A 20,233-nucleotide genomic window follows, 5' to 3' on the forward strand; every position below is an offset into this window, starting at 1 on the left:
CCCCACTACCGTGAGCGTCATGACCTCCCCCGGACCCGTACGACGCTGGGCCGGCGCCGTCGCCGTCGTCGTGGTGAGCACCCTGGCGCTGGCCGCGTGCAGCGACGACCCCGCGCCGGTCTCCAGCGAGGCGGGCGAGCCCACCGCGACCGACGACGCGCAGCCGACGGAGTCCTCCCCGGGGTCGCCGACCGGGTCCCCCACGTCGTCGCAGTCGCCGTCCGAGCCGTCGTCGGGGTCGTCCGCTGCCGGCACCGCCGTCCCGGTCTACTTCGCCGGCGACGGACCGGGCGGGCGCACCGTGCTGTTCCGCGAGTTCCACCGGGTGCAGGGCGAGGCGCTGACCGAGGCCGCCCGGCTCGTCGCGGGCGGCGGCCAGCCCGACGACCCCGACTACCGCACGCTCTGGCCGGAGGTGGAGATCTCCTCGGTGCAGGCGACCGACGGCGTGCTGCTCGTCGAGGTCCCCGCCGACGGGTTCACCGACCGTCCTGACGGGATGTCGCGGCGCGACGCCCGGCTCGCGCTCCAGCAGCTCGTCTACACGCTGCAGGGCGTGCAGCAGGAGCGGGTGCCGGTGGTCGTCCGGCGCCCGGACACCGAGCCGCTGCTCTTCGGGCTCCCCACCGACCGCGAGCTCACCGCGGCCAACGCCCTGCGCACGCTCAACCTGGTCAGCATCACCTCGCCCGCAGAGGGCGACACCGTCACCGGCAGCACCCTGTCGATCACGGGCGTGGCCAACTCCTTCGAGGCGTCCGGGCCGTGCCGGCTCCTGCGCGGCGAGGAGGAGGTCGCCACCGGCGGCTACCAGGCGGAGGCCTGGATGGGCAAGCGGCTCTTCCCGTTCGAGGCCGAGCTCCCCCTCGAGGGGGTCTCCGGTGAGGTCGTCGTGCGCTGCGAGACCGACGACCCCTCCGGCGGGACCGAGGGCCCCGGGCCCGCGGTCGACACCAAGACCATCACGGTGAAGTAGCCGCGGCTCGCGCGACGTCCCGCGCGTGTCGGACAGAACGAAGTCCTCCGCGCCCTGACGTCGTACGCGCAAGCGGCCTCCGCCAGCCGACTTCCTCCTGTCCGACACGCCCCCGGCGGCCCGGGCCCGCGCCCCGGCGTGTCGAACAGGAGGAAGTCGCTGAGGTCGTACGCCGGGAGGCGCGGTCGTACGCCCGGCTGGCGGGTTGGTCCTGTCCGACGCGCCGTCAGGCCCAGCGGTGGGTGCGGGCGAGCACCGCGGCCACGGCGACGACCCCGGCGGTGGAGGTACGCAGCACCTCGGCGCCGAGCCGGACGACCCGGGCGCCGGCGTCGGTCAGGACGGCGAGCTCGTCGGGGGTGATGCCGCCCTCCGGTCCCACCACCACGACGAGACGACCGGAGGCGGGCACGTCGACAGCGCTGAGCGGCGCGGTCGCGTCCTCGTGGAGGACCACGGCGAGGTCCGCCTCGGCGACGACGGCCGCCAGGTCGGCGGTGACGGCCAGCGGCGTGACGGTGGGAAGCCACGACCGGCGCGACTGCTTGGCGGCCTCGCGGGCCGTCGCGCACCACTTCGCGTGCGACTTCGCCGCCCGCTCGCCCTTCCACACCGCCACCGAGCGCGACGCCGCCCACGGCACGATGCGGTCGACGCCGACCTCGGTGAGCACCTCGACGGCGAGCTCACCCCGCTCGCCCTTCGGCAGCGCCTGGACGACTGTAATCGCGGGCTCGGGGCGCTCCTCGTGGGAGACGTCCTCAACGGTCACGGCGAAGACCCGCTTGCCGGTCGACGTCACCGAACCCGTGGCGGCGGTGCCGCAGCCGTCGGTCAGCACCACCCGCTCCCCCTCGCGGAGGCGTCGTACGGCGACGGCGTGGTGCGCCTCGTCACCGGTGACCTCGACGACCGAGCCGGCCGCCACCCCGTCGAGGGACTCGGCCAGGTGGACCGGGAGCGACACCGCTCAGCCCTGGAAGGCGTCGCGGAGCCGGCCGAACATCGACTTGTGGGGGGCCTCGTTCTTGCCGTCGGGCTGCTCCTCGCCGCGGATGGCGGCCAGCTCGCGCAGCAGCTCCTCCTGGCGCGGGTCGAGCCGCGTCGGCGTCTCCACGGCGATGCTGATGACGAGGTCGCCGCGGCCGCCGCGCAGGCTGGGCACGCCGAAGCCGCGGATCACCTGCTCGCTGCCCGACTGGGTGCCCGGTCGCACCTCGAGGTCGTAGGTGGTGGCCGGCCTCGAGTCCGGGTCGGTCTCGCTGTCGGGCGGAACGGGGAGGTCGGCCTCGAGCAGCGGCAGCGTGAGCTGCGTGCCGAGCGCGGCCGCCGTCATCGGCAGCGAGATCGTGGTGTGCAGGTCGTTGCCGTGACGGGTGAAGGTCGGGTGCGGCTCGACGTGGATCTCGACGTAGAGGTCGCCCGCGGGGCCACCGCCGGGACCGACCTCGCCCTGACCGGTGAGCTGCACGCGCGTGCCGTGGTCGACCCCGGCCGGGATCTTGACCGTCAGCGTGCGCCGGGAGCGGACCCGGCCGTCGCCGGAGCACTCACGGCACGGGTCGGGGATGATCGAGCCGTAGCCGCGGCAGGCGGCGCAGGGGCGCAGGGTGCGGATCTCGCCGAGGAACGAGCGCTGCACGACCGCGACCTCGCCCTGGCCGTGGCAGGTCTCGCAGGTGACCGGCTTGGTGCCGGGCGCGGTGCCCTCGCCGTGGCAGGCCTCGCAGCGCAGCGCGGTGTCGACCTTGAGGTCGCGGGTCACGCCGAACGCGGCCTCCGCGAGCTCGACGTCGAGCCGGATCAGCGCGTCCTGGCCGCGCCGGGCGCGCGAGCGCGGACCGCGGGTCTGCGCGCCGCCTGCGGCGCCGCCGCCGAAGAACGCGTCCATGATGTCGGTGAAGCTGAAGCCCTGCCCGGCGCCGAACCCCTGGCTGAACGCGTCGCCGCCGCGGTCGTACGCGGCCCGCTTGCCGGGGTCGCTCAGCACCTCGTAGGCGCGCGAGACGTCCTTGAAGCGCTCCTGCGTGGCCGGGTCGGGGTTGACGTCGGGGTGGAGCTGCCGGGCGAGCTTGCGGTAGGCCTTCTTGATGTCGTCGGCGCTCGCGTCGCGCGAGACGCCGAGGATGTCGTAGGGATCCTGGGTCACTGGTTTCCTTCATCGAGGATCCGCGAGACGTAGCGCGCGACCGCGCGCACGGCTGCCATGGATCCGGGGTAGTCCATGCGGGTGGGGCCGACCACGCCGAGGGAGCCGAGGTGCAGCTCCTGCGGGCCGTAGCCGGTGGCCACGACGCTCGTGGCCGCGAGCTCGGAGTAGGGGCCCTCGTGGCCGATGCGCACCGTCAGCGCGTCGACGCCCGACTCCCCGAGCAGCTTGAGCAGGACGACGTGCTCCTCGAGCGCCTCGAGGAGCGGCCGGACGGCGGTGTCGAAGTCGCCGTAGCGGGCGAGGTTGGCGGTGCCACCCACGGCGACCCGCTCGTCGCTGCGGTGGTCGGACATCGCCTCGGTGAGCACGCCCACGATCGCCCGGGCCGAGTGGGCCTGCTCGGGGCGCAGGCCGTCCGGGAGGTCGGCGAGCGCGGCGGCGGCCGCCGCGATCTGCACGCCCGAGCTGGCCTGGTTGACCGCGACGCGGAGCTCGGCGAGGTCGCCGTCGACCGTGGGCTCGTCGAGCTCGACGAGACGCTGCTCGACCCGGCCGGTGCTCAGGATGAGGATCACCATCACCCGGGTCGGGGTCAGCGACACCAGCTCGATGTGGCGCACGGTCGAGCGCGAGAGGGTGGGGTACTGGACGATGGCGACCTGCCGGGTCAGCTGGCTGAGCAGCCGCACCGAGCGCTGCACCACGTCGTCGAGGTCGACCGCCCCGTCGAGGAGGGTGGCGATCGCGCGCCGCTCGGCCGCGCTCATCGGCTTGAGCGTGGCGAGCTTGTCGACGAAGAGCCGGTAACCCTTGTCGGTGGGCACGCGCCCGGCGCTGGTGTGGGGCTGGTGGATGTAGCCCTCCTCCTCCAGCGCCGCCATGTCGTTGCGCACCGTGGCCGGCGAGACGCCCAGTCCGTGGCGCTCGACCAGCGCCTTGGACCCGACCGGCTCCTCGGTGGCGACGTAGTCCTCCACGATCGCGCGGAGCACGTCGAGCTTGCGGTCGTCGACCATCGGCTCTCCTCCCACGTCGGATCCGGTTTCTGGCACTCGTTCGCCCTGAGTGCCAAGACTACTCGCACTCCGTAGGCTCGCGCTCATGCCCGACGACACCCCGCGCTTCACCGAGGTCGCCCCCCGCGTCTGGGTCGCCCACTACGACTGGATGCACGTCAACATCACCCTCGTCGGCGGCTCCGACGGCCTGCTCATGGTGGACACCCACGGGTCGGGCGCGGAGGCGCGCGTGGTCGCCGACGACGTACGCCGACTCGGTGCCGGACCGCTCACCGGGCTGGTCAACACCCACGAGCACTGGGACCACCACTTCGGCAACGCGACCATGGTCGAGCAGTTCGGCGACCTGCCCATCCACGCCACCGACTGGGCGGCCGAGCACATGGAGGAGTCGGCGGCCCGCACCTTCAAGACGTTCGAGCAGGACGCCGACGACCCGCGGCGCGAGGAGGTGCTGGCGACCACCCTCCGGCTGCCCACCCACACCTTCTCCTCCGCCGTGCAGCTCGACCTCGGCGACCGGGCGGTCGAGCTGATCCACCCCGGGCGCGGGCACACCGCCGGCGACCTCGTCGTCCGCGTGCCCGACGCCGACGTGCTGCTGGCCGGCGACCTGGCCGAGGAGTCCGACCCGCCGTTCATCGGCGACGACTCCTGGCCACTGGAGTGGCCGCTCACGCTCGACCTGGTCCTGGGCCTGATGACCGACGCGACCGTCGTCGTGCCCGGGCACGGCGCGGTGGTGGACAAGGCGTTCGTGCAGGACCAGCGACTCGAGCTCGGCGTGATCGCCGAGACCATCCGCGACCTCGCCGGCCGCGGCGTGCCGCAGTCCGAGGCCCTGGCCGCCGGGGAGTGGCCGTGGGACCCGGAGCGGCTGGTGAGCGCGGTCCGGTTGGGCTACGAGCACCTGCCCCGCAGCCAGAAGCGGCTGCCCCTCATCTGAGCCCCCACCCCGCGGGGGCTGGTCTCGGCGCCACCGGGCCAGTAGGACTGGTGCATGAGCGAGAACAGCGAGTCCCAGACCGACAACACCGAGTCGACCGACACGCCGAAGGCGGGCAGCGGCACCAGCCCGGCCGACTCCGACCACTCCGGCGGCACCGCGTCGCCCGACGAGGCCACCCTCGGCGGCATCTCCGACGACCAGCTCCCCGACGACCTCCAGCCGGGCGAGGACAACCCGCTGGCCGAGCCGCTCGACCCCGACGACGAGGCGACCAAGAGCCAAGACGAGCTCGAGATGGACGCCACCCAGGAGGACCTGGGCAACAGCGACAGCGGGGACGGCGGGGAGACCGGCGACGACGCCAACAGCGGCGACGGCGCCCAGGGCGGCGGCATCGCCGGGGGCTGAGCCCCGACCCTGCCCGTCAGCGGGTCAGCGGCCTGTCACCACGGCCGAGCTCCTCGGAGACGAAGCCGCTGCGGCCGCCGAGGGCCCGGGCGATGTCCGTGTGCTGCGTCGTCCTCGTAGGTCGTCCCGGGTGTCCCCCGGCGTGCCACCCCGTCCTCGAGCCGCCCGACGCCTACCGTAGTCCGGTGCCTCAGGATCGCTACGGAACCGACGTCCTCTCCGGTGACTGGCGCGTGCCCCGCAACGGTCGCGCCACCGAGGTGCCGACCGAGCTCGGCATGGTCGTCGAGGAGGTCACCACCGACTGGTGCGGCGAGGTCGTGGCCGTCGACCGCGACATCGACACCCTCACGCTGGAGGACCGCCGCGGCAAGCGGCGCACCTTCCCCCTCGGCCCCGGCTTCCTGCTCGAGGGCAGGCCCGTGATCCTCACCCGGCCCGTGCGCGGCGGCGCACCCGCCGCACCCACGCGTACGGCGTCGGGCTCGGTCGCGGTGCCCAACGCGCGGGCCCGCGTGGCGCGGGCGAGCCGGATCTTCGTCGAGGGCCGCCACGACGCCGAGCTGGTCGAGAAGGTCTGGGGCGACGACCTGCGCATCGAGGGCGTGGTCGTGGAGTACCTCGGCGGCGTCGACGACCTCGCCGAGCACCTGCGCGACTTCCGGCCCGGCCCCCAGCGCCGCGTCGGCGTGCTGGTCGACCACCTCGTGCCCGGCTCGAAGGAGGCGCGGATCGCCCAGGGCATCGCCCGCTCCCCCATCGGCAAGCACGTCCTGGTGGTCGGGCACCCCTTCATCGACATCTGGCAGGCGGTCAAGCCCGACCGGCTCGGCATCCCGGCGTGGCCCCACATCCCCCGCGGCATCGACTGGAAGACCGGCACGTGCCAGCAGCTCGGCTGGCCGCACCGCGACCAGGCCGACATCGCCCGCGCCTGGAAGCACATCCTCGGCCGGGTCAGCTCCTACGCCGACCTCGAGCCGGCCCTCCTCGGCCGGGTCGAGCAGCTCATCGACTTCACGACGGCCCCCTAACGGCACGTCCCGCGACGACGGTTCATCAAGGTATGCAGGCGAACCCGCACTTCCCGGCGTGAACTCATCGTGGGAAGTGCCGGTTGGGCTGCATACCTTGATGAACCGTCGGCGGGCGGGCGGGCCGGCGGGTCGGCGGGCGGGTCAGTCGACCAGGTCGCGGACGATCGCGTCCGCGAGCAGCCGGCCGCGCTGGGTGAGGACGAGGCGCTCGGTCGCCAGCTCGACGAGGCCGTCGGCGACGAGCCTGGCCACGTGCGAGCGGCCGGTGGCCTCGAGCGCGGTGACCGGCAGTCCCTCGACGAGGCGGATCTCCAGCAGGATCCGCTCGACCCGCTGGTCGTGGTAGCCGAGGACCTCGCGGGCGAGGGCGGGCGAGACGCCGCGGGCCAGCCGCGCGGCGTACGCCGCGGGGTGCTTGACGTTCCACCAGCGGACGCCGCCGACGTGCGAGTGCGCCCCGGGCCCGACTCCCCACCAGTGGCCGCCGGTCCAGTAGAGGAGGTTGTGGCGGCACCAGTGGTCGGGCGAGGTCGCCCAGTTGGACACCTCGTACCAGCTCATCCCGGCGGCCGAGAGCTTCTCGTCGACGAGGTGGTACTTGTCGGCGAGGTCGTCCTCGTCGGGCATCGGCAGCTCGCCGCGCGCGACCTGGCGGCCCATCGCCGTGCCGTCCTCGACGATGAGCGAGTACGCCGACACGTGGTCGGGACGGCAGGCGAGGGCGGCGTCGACGGAGGTCTCCCAGTCGGCCAGCGACTCCCCCGGGGTGCCGTAGATGAGGTCGAGGCTGATGTCGTCGAACCCCGCCTGGCGCGCCCACTCCACGACCGCGGGCACCCGCATCGGGTCGTGGGTGCGGTCCAGGGTGCGCAGCACGTGGTCGACGGCCGACTGCATGCCGAAGGAGATCCGGTTGAAGCCGGCGGTGCGCAGCTCCTCGAGGTCCCAGGCGGCGACGCTGTCGGGGTTGGCCTCGGTCGTGATCTCGATGCCGTCGGACAGGCCGAACTCGGCGGCCGCGCTGGCCACGACGGCGCCCAGGTCGGCCGGCTTCAGCAGGGTCGGCGTGCCGCCGCCGAAGAAGATGGTGTCGATCTTGACGTCGCGGTGGCCGAGCACCTGGCGGGCGAACCGGATCTCGCGGATGGCGGCCTCGGCGTAGGACGAGCGGCCGGCGCCGACCTCGTCACCGAGCTCCTCGGCGGTGTAGGTGTTGAAGTCGCAGTAGCCGCAGCGCACCGAGCAGAACGGGACGTGGACGTAGAGGCCGAACGGCTTGGTGCCGAACTGGGCCCACGCCTCGTCGGGCAGCAGGCCGTCCTCGGGGGCGACGTCGCCGTCGGGCTGGGCGGGGGGCACGCCGGTATCCAACCACGTGGGTCACGAGCGAACGGGTGCCAGTGGTCTCCCACCGGCACCCGTCCGCCCGTGCGCGCGTGCACCCGCGACCGGGCGCGCCGGACCTGCTAGGCGTACATCTCCTCGATGAGCGCGCGGTGGTTGTCCTGCACCACGTTGCGCTTGACCTTCATCGAGGGGGTCAGCTCGCCCGACTCGATGGTGAGGTCGTGGTCGAGGAGCTTCCACTTCTTGATGGTCTCCCAGCGGTTGAGGTGGCTGTTGAGCTCCTCGACGTAGTCGCCGACCATCTTCTGCACCGCGTCGGAGGTGACGATCTCGGTGTACGACGCGCCGCTCATGCCGTTCTCCTCGGCCCAGCCGGCCATGGCGTCCGGGTCGAGGGTGACGAGCGCGACGCAGTAGTTGCGCTCGTCGCCGAACACCATGAACTGACTGGCGTAGGGGCACACGGCCTTGAACTTCGACTCGATCGCCGGCGGGGCGATGTACTTGCCACCGGAGGTCTTGAACAGCTCCTTGATCCGCCCGGTGATCACCAGGTGGCCGTCCTCGTCGATGGCGCCCTTGTCGCCGGTGTGCAGCCAGCCGTCGGAGGTCAGCGTCTTCGCGGTCTCCTCGGGCAGGTTGTGGTAGCCGTCCATCACGCCGGGGCCCTTGATCATGACCTCGTCGTTCTCGCCGAGCTTGACCTCGCTGCCCGGGAAGACCGAGCCGACCGTGCCGAACTTGTTGTCGTCGGGGTGGTTGACGAAGGAGCCGGCCGAGGTCTCGGTGAGGCCGTAGCCCTCCAGGATGGTGATGCCGGCGGCGCCGAACCACTCGGCGATGTCGCGGTTGAGCGCCGCTGCGCCGGAGATGAAGAAGCGGACGTTTCCGCCGAAGCGGTCACGGATCTTGCTGAACACCAGCTTGTCGAACAGCCCGTGCTGCACCTTGAGGCCCAGCGGCACCGGCTTGCCCTCGCGCTTGCGGCGCTCCACGTCGAGGCCGACCTCGAAGGCCTTCTTGAAGATCTTCTCCTTGGCACCGCCCTCGGCGGCCTGCATGGTGACGATCCGGCCGTGGGCCTTCTCGAAGATGCGCGGCGCGGCACCCATGAACGTCGGCTTCACCACACCCAGGTTCTCGACGATCTTGTCGACGCGACCGTCGATGGCCGCCGCGAAGCCGCACGCCATCTGCGTCGACATCAGCACCTTGCCGAACGAGTGCGCCATCGGCAGCCAGCGGAACTCGAGGTCGTCGGGGCCGAGGATGCCCTGCGCGCGGATCGCCTCGCCCTCGTAGACCCACGACGAGTGCCGCAGCCGCACGCCCTTGGGGCGGCCGGTCGTGCCGGAGGTGTAGATGAGGGTGGCGAGCTGGTCGGGACGGATGGCCTGCGACGTCGTACGCACCACGTCGGGCTCGGCGGCGAGCCTCTCCGCGCCGAGCGCGGCGAGGTCGTCGAGGGAGATGATCCAGTCGCCGTCGGTGGCGCCGTCGAAGACGACGACCTTGCTGACGTGGGGCAGCTCGCCGCGGTGCGCGGTGAGCTTGGCGACCTGCTCGTCGTCCTCGGCGAAGACCACCCGGCTCTCGGAGTCGGCCAGGATGTAGACGGTGTCCTCGGCGTTGGTCGTCGGGTAGACCGTGGTGGTCGCGCCGGCCGCGCACATGACGGCGAGGTCGGCCAGGATCCACTCGTAGCGCGTGCCGGAGGCGATGCCGACGCGCTGCTCGGGCTCCACGCCGATCGCGATCAGGCCGGCGGCGAGCGCCTCGACCCTGTCGCCCGCCTGCTTCCACGTCACGGACTCCCACGCCTCCCCCCGCGGGAAGCGGAACGCCTCGGCGTCGGGAGTGGCACTCACCCGGTCGAAGAACTGGACGGCGACGTTGGGCGGCATGTGGTCGAGGAAGGCCAGGTCGATGGTGGTCGGCATGTGTTACCTACTCATTCGTCGGGGCGTGGCGGCGGGCGCCACCGGGGATGCTGAGGGGGATGCTGGGGAGATGCTGGAGACGTGGTGGGCTGTAACCTAGATCACTTGGTTTACCGAGCGGTAGCAAATGGGGGGAATGTCCAGTCCTGCCGCTGACTTTCCGACTTTGGACCGATGCCGCGGGGGTGGCGGGACACGTCCGTAGACCGTGCGTCGAGGCTCGTCGGGCGGTCCGGGACGCCGGTGCGGCGGCGCCGTGGTCAGTCCTGCACGGCCTTGGTGACCGCGATGCAGCGGGTGATCCAGTCCCGTTCGTCGCTCGTCAGCCGGCGGCCGGCGGCCTGTGCGTCCTGCACCGTCCAGCCGGCGTTGACGACCATGCGGACCACGACCCAGTCGCGGGCGCGCGCCTCGTCGAGGCCGCCCGCGTCGACCAGCGCATGGAAGCGCCGGCGCAGCCCGTCGCGCACCGACCCGACCGCCAGCGGGCCGCTGAGCTCCTCAATCCGGTTCCAGAGCATCGGCGCCGGCTCGTAGTGGGGGTCGCCGGCCATCGGCTTGGGGTCGATCGCACGCCACTCCCCCGCCTCGTCGCCCATCACGTTGGTGTAGTGCAGGTCGCCGTGGACGACGACCGCAGGCGTGTCGGTGGCGAGCAGGTCGGGGCCGAGGGACAGGGCCTGCTCGACGTAGCGGCGCGGCACCGGGATGTCGCGCCCCAGCGCGTCGAGCTCGCGCAGCCACCGCTCGACGTACGACCCGACGCTCGCCAGCTGCGGCAGGGCGGGGATGTGCAGCCGGGAGTAGAGCGCGCCCACCACCTCGCACGCCTCGACGTCCCACGCGTCGGTGAGGTCCGGCCCCGACAGCCAGTCGAGCAGCAGCGCGCGCCTGCGCGGGTCGGCCGTGCGCAGCCGGACGGCACCGTTCCCGCCCCAGTGCTGCAGCGCCAGCCCTTCGTGGAGGGACTCCTCGTCGCCGTCGAAGCTGATCTTGAGCGCCCCGGCGAGGCCGTCGGCGTCGCGCACGGGGACGACCAGCGAGCACCAGCCGTGGAGCGGCTCCCCGGCCGGTCGCAGCCCCCAGTCGGCGAGCAGCTCGCTCGTCAGCCTCGGGAGCCGGTCGAGCCAGCGCGCCCAGTCCTCCCCGAGCGCACGGCGCGACTGCAGCCCTGAAGGGATGGTGACCGGCATGCCTGCGAGCCTAGGGTGGCCACCATGGGTGAGCGCCAGCAGCCGTGGTCCGACGACAGGGCCGAGCAGGGTCGCATCCTGGTGCTGAGCGACAACCCGATCTCGCGGGCAATCGCCGCGATCGCCTCCACGGCCGGTCGCAACGTCGTGGTGGAGGCCCTCGACGACGGCGGTCCCGGCCTCGACCCGCGCCCCGGCGACGCCGTGGTGCTGTGCGACCACGACGCGCCCGACGCCCCCGCTGTGCTGCGCGCCGCCCTGGCCTCGGACGCCTCCTACGTCGCGATGATGGCCAGCCGCGCCCGTGCCGCCGGCCTGCTCGACGAGCTCGCCGCGGAGGGCGTCGACGCCTCCACCCTGCACGTCCCGGCGGGCCACGACCTCGGCGGCAAGGGGCCGGGCGAGATCGCGCTCTCGGTGGTCGCGGAGATCGTCGCCGAGTCCTACGGCCGCCCCGGCGGTCCGATGCGCGGCTGAGGTGGCGCTCGGCTGGGAGGACCTCGCCGCCGCCTCGCTCGCCCGGCAGTTCCCCGACGACCCCGGCATCGTCGCGGAGCAGGTGCGCGCCATCGGCGACATGCAGACCCAGACCGCGCGGTCGGCGTTCATCGGCCTCGGCGCGCGGTTCCCCGGCGTGAGCCACGCGGCGATCACCGAGGCCTACGACCGCGGCGAGATCGTCCGCGGAAGCACCATCCGCGGCACCGTCCACACCGCGACACCGGAGGCCTACACCGTGCTCGCCGAGGCCACCCGCGTCGGACAGCACCAGCGCTGGGCGCGGATGCTCGGCATCACCGACGAGCAGATCGCCGCCCTGTGGTCGTCGGTCGAGGACCACGCCCGCGAGTGGCGCAGCCCCGACGACCTGCGCGAGCACGTGCGCCGCTGGCTCGGCGAGCACGCCCCCGGGTCGGCGGGTGCGGTCGACGACGGGCCAGCCCGCTACCTGGCGATCGCCCACGGCGGCCTGGTGCGGCGCCCCGCCTCGGGCGAGCGGTGGGAGGGGCAGGGCAAGCCGGTCTACGGCACCTTCCACCGCACGGGTTCGGCCACGCTGGCCGACGTCGTCGCGCTGCACCTGCGCGCGCACGGCCCCTCGTCGCGCCAGGACGTCGGGTGGTGGGCGGGGCTGCCGCTGAAGGCGGTCGAGGAGGGCCTCGCCGGGCTCGAGGTGGTCGAGACCGAGGGACCCGGCGGGCGGGCGTACGTCGACCTGCCGCAGGCGCCGCCCCCGCGCGACCTCCCCGGCGTGCGCCTGCTGCCGGAGTTCGACGCGCTGCTCTGCGGCTACGACTCCAAGGCGCGCGACCGGTTCGTGACCCCGGAGCACCACCGGCGGCTGTGGAACGAGTCCAACGGGATGCTGCTGCCCCCGCTGCTCGTCGACGGCCGGATCACCGGCTACTGGCGTGCCGGCGGGACCGCGCGGCGCCGCCCGCTCGAGGTCACGTGGTTCGCCCGCACCCGCCGTCCGCGTCGCGCCGAGCTCGAGCAACCGGTGGCCGCGCTCGAGACCGCGCTCGGCATCACGGTGACCGAGGTGGCCATCACCCGCGAGGCGGTCTGAGCCCGCGCCCGGTCCGGGGACCGGGGACGACTAGGGGCCAGCGGGCTGGCCGGACGGAGGCTCGCCGCCGCGCTCCTCGCGCAGGGTGACCCAGGCCGCCCGGACGTGGGAGCGCATCACCGACTCCGCCCACGCGGCATCGCCCGCCCGCAGCGCCTGCACGATCTCGTGGTGGTGGGCCAGGCTGCGCTGCATGGCCTCGGCCGAGTAGTGCGAGAACGTGCGCCACACCAGCGGCACCTCCACCACCGACGACACCAGCCCGACCAGGCGGGTGTTGCCCGAGGCCTCCAGGACCGCGCGGTGGAAGCGGTTGTTGAGCTCGGTGATGGCGTCGAGGTCGGGCGGCTCGCCCCGGGCCTCGCGGTCCATGCTGTCGGCGAGCCCGGCGAGCAGCTCGAGGTCGGCCCGTCCGGTGACCGCGGCGAGGCCGCACCCCCAGGGCTCGAGCTGCGAGCGGAGGCTGAAGATCTCGTCGAGGTCATCCACCCCCCAGTCCTCGACCTGCACGCCCCGGTTGGGCTCGTGCCTGACCAGCCCCTCCGCGGCCAGCCGGCGCAGCGCCTCGCGCACCGGCGTACGGCTCACCCCGATCACCGCGGCGAGGTCGCCCTCGCGCAGCCACTCGCCGCCGGCCCGCTCGCCGCTGAGGATCTGGCGGCGGATGGTCAGGTAGGTGACCTCGGCGGCCTTGCCTGCGTCCGAGCCCGCGTCGAGGGTCATGGTCGCGAACCCTAGCAGCGTCATCTCCTCAGGATTGTATGCAACTTCGTCGGCGACCGTTGACGTGTTGCGGGCGTCAACGCTAGCGTCGCCGCATCGCGGTATGACCTACCTCACACCGTGCGTCGTGTTTGCATACGAAAGGCCGCCGCCGTGCCGGATCCGCGCCCCCTGCCGCTCGACGACCTGCGGGTGGTGGAGCTCGGCCAGCTGCTGGCCGGGCCCTTCTGCGGCCAGCTACTCGGCGACTTCGGCGCCGAGGTGATCAAGGTCGAGGACCCCGCCCACGGCGACCCGATGCGCCAGTGGGGCCGGGAGAAGCCCTACGGCCAGTCGCTGTGGTGGCCGGTGGTGGCCCGCAACAAGCAGTCGGTCACCGCCGACCTGCGCACCGAGCGCGGCCAGGACCTCGTGCGGCGCCTGGTCGAGAAGGCCGACGTGCTCATCGAGAACTTCCGCCCCGGCACCCTCGAACGCTGGGGCCTGGCCCCCGAGACGCTGTGGGAGACCAACCCGGGCCTGGTCGTCACCCGGGTCACCGGCTTCGGCCAGACCGGCCCCTACGCCGCGCGGGCCGGATACGGCTCGATCGGGGAGGCGATGGGCGGCATCCGCTACGTGACCGGCGACCCCGACCGCCCCCCGGCCCGCGCCGGCGTCTCCCTCGGCGACTCGCTCGCCGCCACCTTCGCCTGCCTGGGCACCCTCGTCGCCCTGCACCAGCGCGGGCGCACGGGCCGCGGTCAGGTGGTCGACTCGGCGATCTACGAGGCGGTGCTGGCGATGATGGAGTCGCTCGTGCCCGAGTGGCAGGTGGCCGGCTACCAGCGCGAGCGCACCGGCACGACCCTGCCCAACGTCTCGCCGAGCAACGTCTACCCGACCGCCGACGGCGAGATGGTGCTCATCGCGGCCAACCAGGACACGGTCTTCCGCCGCCTCGCCGAGGTGATGGGTCGGCCCGGGCTCGCGAGCGACGAGCGCTACGCCACCCACGGCGCCCGCGGCAGGCACATGGACGAGCTCGACGGGCTGATCGCGGAGTGGAGCAGCACGATCGCCGCCGACGACCTCCTCGAGCGGCTGCACGCCGGCGGCGTCCCGGCGGGCCGGATCTTCCGCGCCAGGGACATGCTGGCCGACGAGCACTTCGCCGCCCGCGAGGCCATCGTCCGGCTGGCGCACCCCGACCTGGGCGAGTTCGCGATGCACAACGTCGCCCCCAAGCTCTCGGAGAGCCCCGGATCGGTCCGGCACGTCGGACCCGCCCTGGGCGAGCACAACGACGCCGTCTACCGCGGCCTCCTCGGGATCGGTGACGACGAGCTGTCGTCCCTGCGCGCCGCGGGCGTCATCTGACCGCACACCTCCCCCCACCGACCACCAAGGAGAGCACCCCATGACCTATCGGCTCGGAGTCGACGTGGGCGGCACGTTCACCGACATCCTGCTCATCGACGAGGACTCCGGCGCGGCGTTCCGCGCGAAGACCTCCTCCACGCCCGAGGACCAGTCCGTGGGCGTCCTGCGCGGCATCGACCAGGCCTGCGTCGCCGCCGGCGTCGAACGCTCGGCCGTCGGCGACGTCTTCCACGGGACGACCGTGGCGACCAACGCCATCCTGGAGGGAAAGGGGGCCCGGGTGGGACTGGTGACCACCCACGGCTTCCGCCAGGTGCTGCAGATCGGCCGGTCGTTCGTCCCGGGCGGCCTGGCCGGCTGGATCATCTGGCCCAAGCCCGAGCCCCTCGCCGCGCTCGAGGACACGGTCGAGGTCCGCGGCCGCATCGCCAGCGACGGCAGTGTCGTCACCGAGCTCGACGAGGACGACGTCCGCGCCCAGCTCCGCACGCTGGCCGGGCGCGGGATCGAGGCGTTGAGCATCAGCCTGATCAACTCCTACGCCAACCCCGCGCACGAACAGCGGGTGGGCGAGATCGCCGCCGAGGAGCTGCCCGGCCTCCCGGTGTCGCTCTCCTTCTCGGTGCTGCCCGAGCTGCGGGAGTACGAGCGCACGATCACGACCGTGGCCAACGCGGCCGTGCAACCCCAGGTCAGGAGGTACGTCGCCAACCTCGCGGGGCAGTTGCTCGGCTCCGGGGTCGACGGCTCGCTCTCGATCCTGCGCAGCGACGGCGGCCTGGTGTCCGCGGGCGGGGCCGCGGACAACCCCGTCAACCTGCTGTTGTCCGGTCCGGCCGGCGGGGTGACGGGCGCCGCCTGGGTGGCCGCGCTGACCGGCCACCGCGACTTCCTCACCTTCGACATGGGCGGCACCTCGACCGACGTGGCGCTGGTGGAGGACCTCACCCCGCGCGTGGGCCGTGAGACCACCGTCGGCAACCTCAAGGTCCGCGCGACCTCGGTCGACGTCCGCTCGGTAGGTGCCGGTGGCGGGTCCATCGCGCACGTCCCCGCGCTCACCCAGGCCCTGCGGGTCGGCCCGCAGTCGGCGGGCGCGGCGCCAGGCCCGGCCGCGTACGGCGCCGGGGGCACCGAGCCGACCGTGACCGACGCCAACGTCGTCCTCGGCCACCTGCCGACCGCGCTGGCGGGCGGCGAGGTCACCCTCGACCCCGCGGCTGCCCGGGCCGCGGTGCAGACGATCGCCGACGCGACGGGCCTGGAGTCGGCCGAGGCCGCGGCGGCCGGGATCGTCGACATCGTCAACGAGAACATGTTCGGGGCGCTGCGGCTGGTCTCGGTGCAGCAGGGCTACGACCCGCGCGACTTCGCCCTCGTCGCCTTCGGTGGCGCCGGACCGCTGCACGCCAACGCCCTGGGCAGGCTCACCGGATCGTGGCCCGTCATCATCCCGCCCTCCCCGGGCGTGCTCTGCGCCTACGGCGACGCCACCACCAGCCTGCGCGACGAGTCGGTCCGCACCCTGGTGCGCCGCTTCTCCGAGCTCACCGACGACGCCCTCCACGCCATCCTGGACGACCTCGCGACAGCGGCCCGCGCAACCCTCGTCGCCCAGGGCGTCACCGAGGAGGACCTGCGGGTCACCTACGTCGCGGACCTGCGCTACCACGGGCAGGGCTTCGAGATCCCGGTGACCGTCGACTTCGACGGCTTCGACGGCCGCGGGGGCGGGCTGGAGGCGCTCGGCAAGTCCTTCGACACCGAGCACGACCGGCTCTTCTCCTTCGTGCTCGACACCGAGCACGAGCTGGTGACCCTCCGCGCGACGGCCCACGCTCCCCGGCCCGACGTGGGCGCGGTCGTGCTGGCCGAGGGCGGCACCGACCCGGCGGCCGCGCGGGTGCAGCAGCACCGGATCTGGTCGGACGGCGCGATGGTCGACGCGGACGTCTACGACCGCGCGCTGCTCGAGGCGGGCAACGTCGTCGTCGGGCCCGCCGTCATCACCGAGATGGACTCCACCACCCTCGTGCTGCGCGACCACGCCGCCACCGTGCATCCCAGTGGCAGCCTCCTCATCCGACCCGTCGACCAGGCCCTGGAGGGCTGAGCCGTGGCACACCTCATCGAGACCAACACCTCTCCCCTGCAGCAGGTCGACGTCGACCTCGTCACCCTCGACCTCGTCGAGAACGCGCTGCGCAACGCGCGCTACGAGATGGACGAGGTGCTGTTCCGCACCGCCCTGTCCCCCGGCATCCGCGAGCAGCACGACGAGTTCCCCCTCATCGCCAACCGCGAGGGGAAGATGATGGTCGGCCAGTTCGGCCTGTCCATCCCCGACTTCCTCGACAACTTCGACGGCACTATCGAGGAGGGCGACGTCCTCCTGACGTCCGACCCCTACTCGTGCGGCGCCGCGATCAGCCACGCCAACGACTGGCTCGTGGTGATGCCGGTCTTCTTCGACGGCCGCATCGTGGGGTGGACGTCGATGTTCGGCCACATGACCGACGTCGGGGGCAAGACCCCGGCATCGATGCCGACGGACGCCCGCACCATCTTCGAGGAGGGCGTCGTCATCCCGCCCTTCCGCCTCTACAAGCAGGGCGTCCTCGACGACGACGCGCTGCGGATCATCCTCAACCAGGTCCGCAAGCCCGACTGGAACCGCGCGGACCTCAACGGGATCGTGGCCGCCTGCCGGACCGCGGCGCGTCGGGTCCAGGAGCTGTGCGCCCGCTTCGGCGTCGACACCTACAACTCCGCGCTGGACGCACTGCTCGACCGCAACCACCGGGCCATGAAGACCCTGCTGGCGATGGTGTTCGAGGAGGGCAGGACCCTGTCGTTCACCGACTACATCTGCGACGACGGCCTCGGCTACGGCCCCTACGAGCTGAGGCTGAGCCTGACCCGCACCGGCGACAAGGTGCTGCTCGACTTCACCGGCAGCAGCCCCCAGGCCCAGGGCCCGATCAACTACTACATCAACGAGAACCTCGTGCGGATGTTCTTCGGGATCTACATGATCACCGTCGCCGACCCGCAGATCCTGTGGAACGACGGCTTCTACCCGCTCGTCGACGTCGAGATCCCCGACGACTCGTTCTGGAAGCCGCGGTACCCCGCCGCGCTCAACGCCCGCAACCACGGCATCGGGCGGGTCTTCGACCTGTTCGGCGGCCTGCTCGGACAGACCAACCCCGACCTGCTCAACGCCGCCGGCTTCTCCTCCTCCCCCCACTTCATGTACTCCGGCACCTACGGGGAGGGCGACCGGAAGGGCGAGTGGTTCCAGCTCTACTCCATCGGCTTCGGCGGCATCCCGGGCCGCCCGATCGGCGACGGCCCGGACGGCCACTCGCTGTGGCCCTCGTTCGTCAACATCCCCTGCGAGTACCTCGAGTCCTACTACCCGCTCCGGATCGAGCGCTGGGAGACCGTCACCGACACCGGCGGCGCCGGCCTGCACCGCGGCGGCAACGGCGTCGACGTGACCTACCGGTTCCTCGAGGCGGGCACCATCGCGATCCACGACGACCGGTGGCTGACCTATCCGTGGGGAGTCAACGGCGGCGAGCCGGGCGCACGCGGGCGCAAGTGGCTCGACCGCGCCGACGGCACCACCGAGGTCCTGCCCAGCAAGGTGCACGACGTCGCCGTCGGTCCCGGCGACCTGCTGCACTTCGTCACCTGGGGCGGAGGCGGGTGGGGCGACCCGCTCGCGCGAGACCCCGAGCTGGTCGGGCTGGAGGTCAGGCGCGGCCTGGTGAGCACCGAGGGCGCCCGCAGGTACGGCGTGGTGTGCGACGCGTCGGGCACCGTCGACGCCGGCGGCACCGAGTCGCTGCGCGCCGACCTCGACGCCGTGCGAACGCATCCGCTGCCGACCTTCGACATGGGCCCGCCCCTCGAGACGATCCTGGAACGGGCGCTCGAGGAGACCGGGCTGCCCGCCCCGCGGCCTCCGGTCCCGCGGTGACTCGACGTGGCTGACCCCGACCCGCACCGCCGGACGCCGCAGCCCTTCGGGGGCTCGCTCCGTCCCGGCGCGTTCCCGGCCGTCCTCGCCGTCGACATGATGCGCGCCTACTTCGACCCCGCGAGCGCGCTGTGCCTGCCCTCCGACGAGTGCCTGCACGCTGCCGCGAGGGTGCTGGCGCGCGCCCGGGAGCACGGGGTGCCGGTGGTGCACACCCGCGTCCGCTACGCCGCCGACGGCGCCGACGGGGGCGTGTTCTTCCGCAAGGTGCCCGCGCTGCGGGACCTGGTCGGCGACGGACCGATGGGCGAGCTGGTGCCGCAGGTGGCGCCGAGCGGCGACGAGCTGGTGGTGGTCAAGCAGTACGCCAGCGCGTTCTTCGGCACCTCGCTCGCCTCGACGCTGCACGCCTGGGGCGTCGACACGGTCGTCGTGGTCGGCGTCAGCACCAGCGGCTGCATCCGGGCGAGCGCCGTGGACGCGGTCCAGCACGGCTTCGTGCCGCTGGTGGTCTCCGACGCCGTCGGCGATCGCGAGCCCGGACCCCACCACGCCAACCTGCACGACCTGGCGACCAAGTACGCCGAGGTGGTCGACGAGGCGACGGCGCTCGCCTACCTCGCCGAGCGCCCCGCCCCGGGAGCACGCGCGTGAGCGACGCCGGCTCGGTAACCCTCCTCGAGGTGGCACCGCGCGACGGGCTCCAGAACGAGGACACGATCCTCTCCACCGAGGACAAGGTCGAGCTCGTCGAGCGCGCCGTGCGCGCCGGGTCGAGACGCATCGAGGTCACCAGCTTCGTCAACCCCGCCCGCGTGCCGCAGATGGCCGACGCCGACGAGGTGATGGCTGCCCTGCCGCGCCCCGACGGCGTCAGCTATGCCGGGCTGGTGATGAACGAGCGCGGCCTTGATCGCGCCCTCGCCGCCGGTGTCGACGAGGTCGACGTGGTGGTGGTGGCGACCGACACGTTCTGCCGCCGCAACCAGGGGGTCACCACGGCCGAGGCGTGCGGGCAGGCAGCCGCGATCGTGGCGCGGGCCCGCGATGCGGGGGTCCTCACGACGGTCACGATCGGCGCGGCGTTCGGGTGCCCGTTCGAGGGGGAGGTCCCCCAGGAGCGGCTGCGCGAGGTGCTGCGCCGGGTCGCGGACGCCGGCCCCGACGAGCTGGCGCTCGCCGACACGATCGGCGTCGCGGTGCCCAGCGACGTCTCGGCCCGGGTGGCCCTGGCCGCCGTGGTCGCCGGTCTCGGGATGCCCCTGCGCCTGCACCTGCACGACACCCGCCACACCGGGGTGGCCAACGCGGTGGCCGCGCTCGACGCGGGCGTGAGGACCCTCGACACCAGCATCGGCGGCACCGGCGGGTGTCCCTTCGCCCCCCACGCGACCGGCAACGTCGCCACCGAGGACCTCGTCTACCTCTTCGACCGGATGGGCGTGGCCACCGGCATCGACCTGGCCGAGACCACCGCGACGACGGCCTGGCTGGAGGAGCGGCTGCACAAGCGCCTGCCGGGGGCCCTGCTCAGGGCGGGCGGCTTCCCCGACCCGGGGCGCTAGGCCG

At 73.1% G+C, this 20,233-nt stretch carries 18 protein-coding genes; 11 read left to right on the plus strand and 7 right to left on the minus strand.

Annotated features, from left to right (window positions below; genetic code table 11):
- The first annotated feature begins 19 nt into the window (after window positions 1-19).
- Window positions 20-976: a Gmad2 immunoglobulin-like domain-containing protein gene (locus tag AC4H2S_RS16140; protein WP_491497996.1), complete on the plus strand. Its 957-nt coding sequence runs from the start codon at window positions 20-22 to the stop codon at window positions 974-976.
- 226 nt (window positions 977-1,202) lie between these two features.
- Here the strand turns inward: AC4H2S_RS16140 and AC4H2S_RS16145 are convergent, their stop codons facing one another.
- From AC4H2S_RS16145 to hrcA, 3 genes are read right to left on the minus strand one after another with little or no spacing between them, the layout of a single operon-like run.
- On the minus strand, window positions 1,203-1,943 hold the full coding sequence (locus AC4H2S_RS16145) for a 16S rRNA (uracil(1498)-N(3))-methyltransferase (protein ID WP_491497997.1): 741 nt from the start codon (window positions 1,941-1,943) through the stop codon (window positions 1,203-1,205).
- Window positions 1,944-1,946: 3 nt separating this feature from the next.
- The gene (gene dnaJ, locus AC4H2S_RS16150) at window positions 1,947-3,125 is read right to left on the minus strand and encodes a molecular chaperone DnaJ (protein WP_491497998.1); all 1,179 of its coding nucleotides are present in this window, start codon (window positions 3,123-3,125) and stop codon (window positions 1,947-1,949) included.
- Window positions 3,122-4,144, minus strand: coding sequence for a heat-inducible transcriptional repressor HrcA (gene hrcA / locus AC4H2S_RS16155; RefSeq protein WP_491497999.1), 1,023 nt, complete (start codon window positions 4,142-4,144; stop codon window positions 3,122-3,124). The genes dnaJ and hrcA overlap by 4 nt, the downstream gene beginning before the upstream one ends.
- A gap of 85 nt (window positions 4,145-4,229) precedes the next feature.
- Here hrcA and AC4H2S_RS16160 point away from each other — a divergent pair, with 85 nt between their 5' ends.
- From AC4H2S_RS16160 to AC4H2S_RS16170, 3 genes are all read left to right on the plus strand, one after another.
- Window positions 4,230-5,093, plus strand: coding sequence for an MBL fold metallo-hydrolase (locus tag AC4H2S_RS16160; RefSeq protein WP_491498000.1), 864 nt, complete (start codon window positions 4,230-4,232; stop codon window positions 5,091-5,093).
- A gap of 54 nt (window positions 5,094-5,147) precedes the next feature.
- Window positions 5,148-5,504 (plus strand): hypothetical protein, encoded by a 357-nt coding sequence (locus AC4H2S_RS16165; protein WP_491498001.1) that lies wholly within the window; start codon window positions 5,148-5,150, stop codon window positions 5,502-5,504.
- A gap of 185 nt (window positions 5,505-5,689) precedes the next feature.
- Window positions 5,690-6,538, plus strand: a complete 849-nt coding sequence (locus AC4H2S_RS16170; RefSeq protein ID WP_491498002.1) for a DUF3097 domain-containing protein — start codon at window positions 5,690-5,692, stop codon at window positions 6,536-6,538.
- Window positions 6,539-6,682: 144 nt separating this feature from the next.
- On the opposite strand, the gene hemW is transcribed toward AC4H2S_RS16170, so the two are convergent.
- From hemW to AC4H2S_RS16185, 3 genes are all read right to left on the minus strand, one after another.
- Entirely contained in the window at window positions 6,683-7,900 is a 1,218-nt protein-coding gene (gene hemW, locus AC4H2S_RS16175) for a radical SAM family heme chaperone HemW (protein ID WP_491498003.1), read from the minus strand.
- Window positions 7,901-8,007: 107 nt separating this feature from the next.
- Window positions 8,008-9,828 (minus strand): AMP-dependent synthetase/ligase, encoded by a 1,821-nt coding sequence (locus AC4H2S_RS16180; protein ID WP_491498004.1) that lies wholly within the window; start codon window positions 9,826-9,828, stop codon window positions 8,008-8,010.
- A 260-nt stretch (window positions 9,829-10,088) separates the two neighbouring features.
- The gene (locus tag AC4H2S_RS16185; protein WP_491498005.1) at window positions 10,089-11,021 is read right to left on the minus strand and encodes an aminoglycoside phosphotransferase family protein; all 933 of its coding nucleotides are present in this window, start codon (window positions 11,019-11,021) and stop codon (window positions 10,089-10,091) included.
- 24 nt (window positions 11,022-11,045) lie between these two features.
- Here AC4H2S_RS16185 and AC4H2S_RS16190 point away from each other — a divergent pair, with 24 nt between their 5' ends.
- Together AC4H2S_RS16190 and AC4H2S_RS16195 are read left to right on the plus strand one after the other, a co-directional pair.
- A complete protein-coding gene (locus tag AC4H2S_RS16190) occupies window positions 11,046-11,498 on the plus strand; it encodes an XdhC family protein (protein ID WP_491498006.1) in 453 nt (150 codons plus the stop codon).
- A gap of 1 nt (window position 11,499) precedes the next feature.
- A complete protein-coding gene (locus AC4H2S_RS16195; protein WP_491498007.1) occupies window positions 11,500-12,591 on the plus strand; it encodes a winged helix DNA-binding domain-containing protein in 1,092 nt (363 codons plus the stop codon).
- A 30-nt stretch (window positions 12,592-12,621) separates the two neighbouring features.
- Here AC4H2S_RS16195 and AC4H2S_RS16200 read toward each other — a convergent pair whose 3' ends face one another.
- A complete protein-coding gene (locus tag AC4H2S_RS16200; protein ID WP_491498008.1) occupies window positions 12,622-13,314 on the minus strand; it encodes a GntR family transcriptional regulator in 693 nt (230 codons plus the stop codon).
- Window positions 13,315-13,467: 153 nt separating this feature from the next.
- Between AC4H2S_RS16200 and AC4H2S_RS16205 the strand changes: the two genes are divergently transcribed.
- The 5 genes from AC4H2S_RS16205 to AC4H2S_RS16225 are packed head-to-tail and all read left to right on the plus strand — an operon-like array spanning window position 13,468 to window position 20,229.
- Window positions 13,468-14,673 carry a CaiB/BaiF CoA transferase family protein gene (locus tag AC4H2S_RS16205; RefSeq protein WP_491498009.1) on the plus strand — a complete coding sequence of 402 codons (1,206 nt, stop codon included), beginning with the start codon at window positions 13,468-13,470 and terminating at the stop codon, window positions 14,671-14,673.
- A 40-nt stretch (window positions 14,674-14,713) separates the two neighbouring features.
- Window positions 14,714-16,789 carry a hydantoinase/oxoprolinase family protein gene (locus AC4H2S_RS16210; protein WP_491498010.1) on the plus strand — a complete coding sequence of 692 codons (2,076 nt, stop codon included), beginning with the start codon at window positions 14,714-14,716 and terminating at the stop codon, window positions 16,787-16,789.
- Between the two features lie 3 nt (window positions 16,790-16,792).
- Entirely contained in the window at window positions 16,793-18,664 is a 1,872-nt protein-coding gene (locus tag AC4H2S_RS16215) for a hydantoinase B/oxoprolinase family protein (RefSeq protein WP_491498011.1), read from the plus strand.
- Between the two features lie 6 nt (window positions 18,665-18,670).
- The gene (locus AC4H2S_RS16220; protein ID WP_491498012.1) at window positions 18,671-19,318 is read left to right on the plus strand and encodes an isochorismatase family protein; all 648 of its coding nucleotides are present in this window, start codon (window positions 18,671-18,673) and stop codon (window positions 19,316-19,318) included.
- Entirely contained in the window at window positions 19,315-20,229 is a 915-nt protein-coding gene (locus AC4H2S_RS16225; protein ID WP_491498013.1) for a hydroxymethylglutaryl-CoA lyase, read from the plus strand. The genes AC4H2S_RS16220 and AC4H2S_RS16225 overlap by 4 nt, the downstream gene beginning before the upstream one ends.
- The last annotated feature ends 4 nt before the right edge of the window (window positions 20,230-20,233 follow it).

The sequence above is a fragment of the Nocardioides sp. Z13_37 genome, assembly GCF_058355585.1.

What these genes read in the sequence shown, in the direction of transcription:
- AC4H2S_RS16140 (WP_491497996.1), top strand. Translation starts at nt 20, where the DNA reads ATGACCTCCCCCGGACCCGTACGACGCTGGGCCGGCGCCGTCGCCGTC.
- hrcA (WP_491497999.1), bottom strand. Translation starts at nt 4,144, where the DNA reads ATGGTCGACGACCGCAAGCTCGACGTGCTCCGCGCGATCGTGGAGGAC.
- AC4H2S_RS16160 (WP_491498000.1), top strand. Translation starts at nt 4,230, where the DNA reads ATGCCCGACGACACCCCGCGCTTCACCGAGGTCGCCCCCCGCGTCTGG.
- AC4H2S_RS16165 (WP_491498001.1), top strand. Translation starts at nt 5,148, where the DNA reads ATGAGCGAGAACAGCGAGTCCCAGACCGACAACACCGAGTCGACCGAC.
- AC4H2S_RS16180 (WP_491498004.1), bottom strand. Translation starts at nt 9,828, where the DNA reads ATGCCGACCACCATCGACCTGGCCTTCCTCGACCACATGCCGCCCAAC.
- AC4H2S_RS16185 (WP_491498005.1), bottom strand. Translation starts at nt 11,021, where the DNA reads ATGCCGGTCACCATCCCTTCAGGGCTGCAGTCGCGCCGTGCGCTCGGG.
- AC4H2S_RS16190 (WP_491498006.1), top strand. Translation starts at nt 11,046, where the DNA reads ATGGGTGAGCGCCAGCAGCCGTGGTCCGACGACAGGGCCGAGCAGGGT.
- AC4H2S_RS16200 (WP_491498008.1), bottom strand. Translation starts at nt 13,314, where the DNA reads ATGACCCTCGACGCGGGCTCGGACGCAGGCAAGGCCGCCGAGGTCACC.
- AC4H2S_RS16210 (WP_491498010.1), top strand. Translation starts at nt 14,714, where the DNA reads ATGACCTATCGGCTCGGAGTCGACGTGGGCGGCACGTTCACCGACATC.